Source organism: Photorhabdus temperata, from assembly GCF_025384845.1.
Classification (GTDB): Bacteria; Pseudomonadota; Gammaproteobacteria; order Enterobacterales; family Enterobacteriaceae; genus Photorhabdus; species Photorhabdus temperata.
In genome coordinates, this window is record NZ_JAJAFX010000090.1 from 1 (window position 1) to 8,585 (window position 8,585).

At 36.3% G+C, this 8,585-nt stretch carries 7 protein-coding genes and 2 pseudogenes; 6 read left to right on the forward strand and 3 right to left on the reverse strand.

Translation table 11 applies throughout. The features are described from left to right. Nucleotides 1-184 precede the first annotated feature (184 nt). The 6 genes and pseudogenes from LGZ99_RS22485 to LGZ99_RS22510 all read left to right on the forward strand — a co-directional run bounded on the left by LGZ99_RS22485 (nt 185) and on the right by LGZ99_RS22510 (nt 4,574). Nucleotides 185-505: a type II toxin-antitoxin system RelE/ParE family toxin gene (locus LGZ99_RS22485; protein ID WP_023044886.1), complete on the forward strand. Its 321-nt coding sequence runs from the start codon at nt 185-187 to the stop codon at nt 503-505. Beyond that, on the forward strand, nt 495-779 hold the full coding sequence (locus LGZ99_RS22490) for a helix-turn-helix domain-containing protein (protein WP_023044887.1): 285 nt from the start codon (nt 495-497) through the stop codon (nt 777-779). Before LGZ99_RS22485 ends, LGZ99_RS22490 begins: the two co-directional genes overlap by 11 nt. Nucleotides 780-1,317: 538 nt before the next feature. Next, nucleotides 1,318-1,614 carry a type II toxin-antitoxin system MqsR family toxin gene (locus LGZ99_RS22495; protein ID WP_021325247.1) on the forward strand — a complete coding sequence of 99 codons (297 nt, stop codon included), beginning with the start codon at nt 1,318-1,320 and terminating at the stop codon, nt 1,612-1,614. Between the two features lie 2 nt (nt 1,615-1,616). Next, the gene (locus tag LGZ99_RS22500) at nt 1,617-2,018 is read left to right on the forward strand and encodes a type II toxin-antitoxin system MqsA family antitoxin (protein WP_262979642.1); all 402 of its coding nucleotides are present in this window, start codon (nt 1,617-1,619) and stop codon (nt 2,016-2,018) included. A gap of 92 nt (nt 2,019-2,110) precedes the next feature. Further along, nucleotides 2,111-2,209, forward strand: a pseudogene (locus LGZ99_RS22505) (type II toxin-antitoxin system HicB family antitoxin); the annotation flags it as partial. An 814-nt stretch (nt 2,210-3,023) separates the two neighbouring features. Further along, a complete protein-coding gene (locus LGZ99_RS22510; RefSeq protein ID WP_262979643.1) occupies nt 3,024-4,574 on the forward strand; it encodes a phosphoethanolamine transferase in 1,551 nt (516 codons plus the stop codon). A 127-nt stretch (nt 4,575-4,701) separates the two neighbouring features. Here LGZ99_RS22510 and LGZ99_RS22515 read toward each other — a convergent pair. The 3 genes and pseudogenes from LGZ99_RS22515 to LGZ99_RS22525 form a co-directional block, all read right to left on the reverse strand. Next, a pseudogene (locus tag LGZ99_RS22515) lies at nt 4,702-5,357 on the reverse strand (IS1595 family transposase). Nucleotides 5,358-5,436: 79 nt separating this feature from the next. After that, nucleotides 5,437-6,207 (reverse strand): glycosyltransferase family 2 protein, encoded by a 771-nt coding sequence (locus tag LGZ99_RS22520; RefSeq protein ID WP_036840104.1) that lies wholly within the window; start codon nt 6,205-6,207, stop codon nt 5,437-5,439. A gap of 328 nt (nt 6,208-6,535) precedes the next feature. Next, a complete protein-coding gene (locus LGZ99_RS22525) occupies nt 6,536-7,480 on the reverse strand; it encodes a glycosyltransferase family 2 protein (protein ID WP_046975788.1) in 945 nt (314 codons plus the stop codon). Between the last annotated feature and the right edge of the window lie 1,105 nt (nt 7,481-8,585).

The window sequence follows — 8,585 nt, forward strand, 5'->3', positions numbered from 1 at the left end:
TTCTCTGTTAACACCATAACCTATGCCTTATTGGTTAGTCAGGATAATTAATAGCCTTGTTTTGTCTCTTATTGCCCCAAAATTGATTGTGTTAGCGCTGATTGATGAAGTTCACCTATGAGTTAAATTAACCCTTGATTTAAATGTACCTGTGGGTTAATGTCTTTACTCAAAGGGGGTATGTATGTTTGAACTGATATTTCACGAAGAAGCTAACAACGAGATTCAATCGCTAGACGAAGTTATGCGAGGTAAAACGGTACTGGCGATTGATAAGCTGGAGGCCAGAGGGAATACGTTGCGGTACCCGGCAACAGAGCCGTTGCGTGACGGGTTATTCCAGCTAAGAGTTGGCAATAAAGACATTACCCGGACCATTTTTGCTTATGCCACTGGCCGGCGAATTTACATACTCCGTACATTTATCAAGAAAACACCAAAAACCCCAGCGTCAGAAATAAAACTGGCATTGCAAAGATTAGAGGAGATGACAAATGAAAGTTAAAGGCATTCCTTGGTCAGAAGTCAGGGCGCAAGCCCTTTCATCCCCTGGAGCTCAGGCCGCTTATGAAGCAGCCAAACAGGAAGAGGAACTCTACGAGCTGATACAGAGCATGAAAAACAGGGCGGGCATTAACAGTTCACAGTTAGCCGAAAGACTGGGAATTACCCCACCGGCAGTAGCTAAGGTTGAAAAAAACCCGATGAAAGCCAGTGTTGCGACACTTAAACGCTATGCGGCGGCGTGTGGCGTCAACCTCAAAATTAGTATAGTTTAACTGCTGCCCACCTCTTGGACATTAACTAATCGATGAACCGCTCGTATTTCTTATGGAAAACAATATTAACAAGGCCAGCATAGATACCCTGGCACGTTATGCCCAAGCTTGAGGTGTCGAAAAACTCCAGATAACACTTTAATTTTAGCCACATCCCCCGGTATCTTTATCGTGAAGTTTGATTAAGATACCGGGGCATTAGGATTAACGTATTACGCGATAGTGATGCTCCCCGCCCTACCGAGGCTGCCGCAAAAGTTAACCTTTATCAGCTAAGATCCGGGTTAATATTCCAAACGAGACCCTTGTATTGACATCCTCCCCTTCCTAAAGCATGGTGAGGCCGTTGTTGGTGATGGATTCTCATTTTCAGTTATTGTGGGTTCATGGCAATGGAATGCAAGTTGGCGTTGATAAATGTAGGTTGTCACACTTAGTGGGCAGATAATAGTTTGAAACGGTTTCGGAAATCAAGATACGGTTAATCTGTTATAATATCTATTGCACTAGAATAACCAAGTAGGTTAATATTTGTTTTATGGAAAAACGAACACCACATTGTAAGTTATCAGTTGTCAAAACTTTGATCGAAGCCAGAAAAGTACGTACCACATATACAGCGCTAGCTGGTGCGAATGAGCTGGGACTTGAGTTCTCCGACATGCTAGCCATAGTGATGGCGCTCACGCCAGCGGATTTCTACAAGAGTATGACAACTTACGCTGATCATACGGTCTGGCAAGACGTGTACCGGCCAAACACACATGTGGGTGATGTGTATCTGAAGCTGACGGTCATTGATGACGTGCTGATCGTGTCCTTCAAGGAGCTATAAACATGAAATGTCCTTTTTGCAGCACAGCGGAACTTATCCACGATACGCGCGATCTACCCTATACATACAAGGGCGAAACCACAATCATTTCTGCTGTAACGGGCGACTTCTGCCCTGCCTGCGCCGAATCTGTTTTGGACGCTGCGGAATCAGAGCGTGTTATGTGCGAAATGCGCGCATTTTCGAAGCAGGTCAACGCAGCTATTGTCGATCCTAGCTTCATTGCCAGTGTGCGTAAAAAACTCGCACTTGACCAGCGAGAAGCCTCTGAAATCTTCGGCGGTGGTATCAATGCTTTCTCGCGCTACGAGAATGGCAAGACTAAACCGTCGCTAGCTTTAGTGAAGCTGCTTAAGGTGTTAGATCGTCACCCCGATTTGCTCTCTGAAATCAGAACGGCGTAATTCCGTCTTGCACCACTGGAAATTGTGCCAGTGCACGATGAAACACTCTCAACCTGGCGGGGATTAAATCCCCGCCGACTTTGGAGGTCATCATGTTTTTCTCAGTAGGTGTTGAGTTGCCGAAAGACGAAAATACAGCGTATGGTCTGGTTATTCCTGCGCTGTGTACCGAAGATTATGGCTGTTTCTCAACACCAAAAACCCCAGTGTCAGAAATCAGGGCGCAAGCCCTTTCATCACCGCAGTAGCTAAGGTTGAAAAAAACCGATGAGAACCAGCATCGCGACACTTGAACGCTACGCGGGGGCGTGTGGCGTCAACCTCAAAATTAGTATAGCTTAACTGTTGCCTGTCTTTTGGATATTAAACTAAAAGGTCGGGTATTTTACTAATCAATGAACCCTTCGTGTTTTTTATGGAAAACAATATTAACAAGGCCAGTAAGATACCTTGCACGTTATGCCCGAGCTTGCGGCGTCGAAAATCCTCAGATAACACTTTAAACTTTATGTCAGATCACCCGATATCTTTATCGTGAAATTTGAGTAAGATACTGGGCGAAAAGTGAGAAAACTTACCCGATTACTATCAATTGCAGGGGATCAATTAGGCGTTGATGAGTTAAATTGCGGGATAACCATCCCCTGTTTAACAATGTCTTCTATAACTTATTAACTCACAACGATCCTTGTAAAGTCGGCTTTTCAAAATATTAAATGGGATTAAATACGGTAAAAATTAGCTATATCCGTACATCTAAGAATTATATTGCTTTATTTCCTTATGTTGGAATACTACTATACAGTAGTATCTCTACATCATCCAATTTGTCCTATGTTAGGAGTTTTCCAATTAAAAATATCAGATTACTCTTATTCACATGACGAAAAATACATAGTATAGTATCGAAAATTTGGCTAGATGAATAAATTGAATCCCAGTTTTTAGCCTTTTGAAATCCGAACTATCTTTTACCACCATTTGATATCCTATTGATATATAAATATGAAATTTATAAAAAACCACCTAATCAAGCTATTGCCAGTTGTTGCACTCTTCATTTTTTGTCTTTTAGCTCATATCGCTATGGGTTATCGTTTAAAAATAGGGTACGTATTCGCTGTATTCTTTATTTTCCTATTGCTAAACAAGGTCACTGCCGTTTATAGAGTTCTTCTTGTCGTTCTTGGCATAACAACTCTCATTTATGCCCCTGTAGGGCTGACATATGGATCACCAAACTTCAACTCAATTCTTTCATTATTCTATACAAATAAACAAGAAGCCAGTGAGTTTATCTCTTCTATTCCAATTGAACATTATCTTTTTAGTGCGCTTATCTTGATATTTTGTTTTTTATCGCTAAAGGTAAGCATTAATTTATATAAAAAGGTTAATGTCTTTCTATTTTCTTTTGCATTAATCACGATAATACACCACCCTTTAAAATCCTTTATACAGGGAAAAGAGTTTAATATCTTTGACTCAGGTCTTCCTGAAATCAGAGTAGTCAAAGATGTTACTATCAACTTTATAAGGGTAAAAAGCGAATACAAAAAAATGCAGGAAATATTGAGAGAGAAAGATACATGGGGAACAGTATCAGCACAGTCCAAATATAACACTTACGTCGTTGTTATTGGGGAAAGTGTACGTAAAGATTTTATGAATGCGTATGGATTCCCGATACACAATACGCCTTTTATGAGCACTGCGAATGGGACACTTTTTACAAATTATATCTCAGCAGGTCCATCAACCCAGATATCATTGGCAAACTCACTAGCAATGGTCAAAGATGGTAAAGAGATTTTAAGTAATAATATTGTTACACTGGCGAAAAAAGCTGGCTTTTATACTTATTGGATATCAAATCAAGGTTCGATGGGGTTATTTGATACTTCGGTTGCCAGTATGGGAGCAAGGGCAGATTCTCCATTGTTTATTAAAAAAGGTGAATCCAGTTCTGGTCTTAACAGAAGTATGCCTGATACAAATGTAATACCCATTGTGAAAAAAGTCCTGGAAGATAAGAAAGAGAAAAAATTAATTGTTATCCATTTAATGGGATCACACTCTCCTGCTTGTACCCGAACAAATTATGAATACAAAGTGTTTTTTAAGTCAGAGCAGGTTTCTTGCTATATACAGAGTATTGAAAATACTGATAACTTACTGTCAATAATTACTGATGAAGTACAGAAAAATGAGAAGAATTGGTCTTTGATGTATTTTGCTGATCATGGAGTGTCTTTCTTTGAGAGAGATACTAAGAAAATGAGACTTGCTCATAACGATAAATACAAGCAGAACTATCAGGTTCCTATGTTTATTACTTCTTACGACGATACATCACGGAAATTTATTAATTCTCAACGAAGTTCAATGAATTTTTTAACGCTATTTTCAGAATGGACAGGTATTAAAGAGCCTACAATATCTGAAAATTGTAAAATGTTGTCTAATGAAATATGTGAAAACCAAGATGATGTTTTGAATTTTAGTAATAACATCATGAAATACAGTTCATTACCAGAAGATAAAATTCCCAAATGAATTTCATGCTACGAAGAATACAAACAGAATTTGTGTTGAACCTGATTTTTAGATAAAACTAACAGGTAATAGTGATAAGGTTAGACTAATTTATGAAAGCTAAATTAGGGGCTGTCCTAGATAACGATCATAATTTCCCCTTAACTATTTGTTTTAGAATATATAATTGGTCTTTTACACCCGGAGTGTTAAATCTCCACTCACATTCCTTGAGAAAGAGCTCAAAATGTTCCTTTGGTATACCATTAAATTTACGCATATGACGTTTGGCCTGGTTGCAAAAATTCTCTATCCCATTGATATAGTTTTGACTATTTTTAGCGTCTACAAACTCCGTGCTATGGTTGATTCGATAGTGTTTAAAATCGGACACGTCCAGCACATCATAGCTGGCAAAATTGTCTGTATAGACCAGGCTGTCAGGCTTAATTTTCGCCGTGATTATCGGCATCAAGGTATCAGATTTAGCGTTAGGTATTAAGCGGGTGTAGACCTTACCACCCCCGCTTGAAAAGCCCGAAAACAGGGACTTTTCCGGCTGAACCCCGCGTTTTCCCTTACGTTTACTCCCGAAATAGCTTTCGTCTATCTCGAATTCACCTTCAAACATAGAGTGTTCATCGACATAATCAGCGATAAGGACTCTGAGGCGGTGGAGATAGTAAGCTGAAGTCGTTTTGTTGACACCACAACTGACTCTGCCGCAGTACGAGCTGTAGCCCCTGCCACAAAGAGCTCCTGAAGACGTTTTTGCTTGTATTGGCTAATCCGACTTTTTCTCATTTGGATATCCTAGATCAAATTACTTATCTAGGACAGCCCCAAATTATTTACTAATACTCATAAACAAAATAGACATTAATTAAAATCCTTTAATCAAATACATTAAAATGCACCCTGTAATTACACCAAAAGTAAAATACTTTATCTTTCGTCTATTTTTGATTTTTCTTTGCTTTATCTCTTCATCTGTTTTTATATGATCATCCCAACCAATATGCCTAACTGCACTTTTATCCAAAATAACTGTATATTTACCTATTTCAGCATATTTCTTTGATAGCGTCATCTCCGTGTCACCAGCTAGATTGTATGGCATGAATAACTCATAATCTGATTTTCTTCTAAGGCCTGGATTAAAACTAAACCCTCTCCATTTGGGATCATTACTTTCCAGAGTAGAAAAACAAACTCCTTCTAATTCTCTGAAATTACTAGGGTAATGGAATGGATAATGAAGTATCACATCCTCTTTCAAATCCCTAAGCCATACTTGAAGTATGTTTTCATCAGATCTCAAAATAACGAAAGAATCTTCGATAAATTTATCTCGATAGAAAAGCCAATCGTCTTCACAATGGAATATATAGTCAGTTTTTACTTTACTATATGCCAGATCAATTGATTTAATCTGTCCTAGATTAGGATTATTTAAAATAATTTCACAATGTGGTAACCAGTGCTGAGGTATAACAGAATAAATAGATTTGTCTCCAGAATCTTCTGTTATTACAACCTCTTTTATAGGATAAGAATTATACTTATCAAATGACTCAATGGTTTGCTTTAATAAATCAAACCGACCACAACTTGTAATAACCAGGGTAACATCACTTGAATCAGAAAAAAACATAATATTTACTCATCGATTTCTATAAAATCACTATTATTTAGCATAGTAACAAAAAAATCACTACACTCATAGTATTATAACAAATGGTTTCATTTTAAGGCCTTTTTAACCTTTTAGCAAAAGATAATATACAACTCTTCGTGTATTCTCACATAGTGCTTATGGCTCATCTGCTTTACCCATAGACGAATAAATATTTCCTATGAAATTGCATATAATTTTATAAAAAACAATCTTATTCTTTGGATACTGAATAATTCCTATCTATTATGCAATATTTTCTTTAATAAGAGAAAATGCGGGTACGGATTTTTTCACCTTTGAAATTCTATTTCTTTTTTATCTTCATAAATTTTCTTTTAAAACTAAATCTAACGTTATAGTCCAATATAAATCTTAATGTAGACAAGCTATTTATTATCTTGTAAATAGAATCAGAATATTCCTTTGATAATTTATCCCCATACTTATAGATAAGCTCTATAGCATGGCAAGCTGTAAGATTCCTAAATTTTCTCCCGAAAGTTTTATCAGTTATTAAGATAACCTCTGCCATTATATTTACTTTAACTTCATTAATGGAATTAGACAGACTTCCCTCTCTTTTTACGTAGTTATAGTACTTCATTTCAGTATAGTGAATATTATTACACTTGATCAATAACAAAGGGAATAACAATGCATCTTCATAACAAGGAGCTTCAGGGAAATTATTTCCATGAAACAGTTCTTTCCTAAAAAATTTCCCTATTAGATGAGCTTGATATTTTTTATGAATTAAAAATTCTTTTATTGCTGTATTTCTGTGAAGTTCTACCGAAGAAAGTAATTTTGATTTTTCCATTATATCTGAATCTTTTCTAACTTCATTTAACCTACTGATAAATATATCTGGTTTATTATACTCTAAGAAATCTAAAATTTCTCTCATAGAGAAGTCAGATAAAAAGTCATCACCATCAACGAATGTTATATACTCTCCATTGCTTATTTCTACCGCATATTTTTTTACTTTACCTGCGTTTCTAAACTCCTTTCTTATATAAATAAAGGACTCATTCTCCTCAGAGAATTTTTTTAAGATTGATGAAGTCGAATCAGAAGAACTATCATCTATCAGCAAAACTTCATATTCTTCAGGATCGCATTGAGATAAAGCATGTTTTATGGTGCTTACACATTTGAAAATTAGTTTTTCTAGGTTATGCGCAGCTACTGCGATTGATAATCTCTTTGGAACACAACCATGAGTATCATTAGTTTTAGTCATCATATAGATAATCACCTTTTACTACTTTTTTACAATTGCCAATGAATTAACCAGTGATAACTAAGTTAACGAGCCAACTGATATGTTGTAGTTAGTAAAAAAATTCTATTAGCATTATTCATAAAAAGGAGTGATTTTCATCGGAAAACCACAAGTCCCTGAGCATTCCGTTATCAACGGCAATAATACACGTATCATAGCTGGGTATGGCTGATACTATGTTATACATATCAATATGACTTAACAGATTTTACATTTTCTTATGCCCGCTTCTTGATTGGCTATACTATAGTTAATCGCAATATCTTTTACCATTCTGTTCGTATCCTAAAACTATATGAGTTAAAAGGAAAAGTAAACAGTCTGATTAGATAGCTTTTTATAAGCTTCATACTTCTATACCAATAACATATTCATGCAACGGTAAAAAGTCATTTAGCTTTTAAATAGAAGCTGAAATTCAATATCTACATCCATTTGAGCCATTTGCGAGTAACATACAACATATTTTTCATCATGTGAATCAAAATAATATAATATTTTTATAAACCTGAATACTTCGATTATAGGATAACTAACATAGCATAGAAATATCACTGTGATTTTCAAGTATAAATAAACTCATGCTATACCATACGTTAATCAATTATAGTGGCGAGATAAAGCCACTTAAAATGATAAGTCATGATGTAAAACTACTTCAACATCGAAGAACGTCAGTTTATCTAAAACAAGGCATTACAATCTCATTATTATCCTCAGCGATTTTCGTGAAGTACCAGAAGGTATCGGTTATGGTATTTATAGCTAGATCACAAAACAGGGAGTAGAGCATCAATACACAGGATTTTAATGTCGGCTTATCATCCTAAGTATTGAGAATATTGTGGGTCCCATGATGTAAGAAAGTGGGTCATGCGAATATGCTGATTTATTACCCAAAACATGATCGCGATTCAATCACAATGCATAAGTTCTTTCCTAAATCGCCATTTTGGTTATTTCTTGACACGCTGAACCATCCGATTTTTACCATACTAAATCTCGTTTAATGCTTTAAGCAGCTGCCTTGGCAAAGAATGCTGTCAGTTAACGGGTTACAACAAAC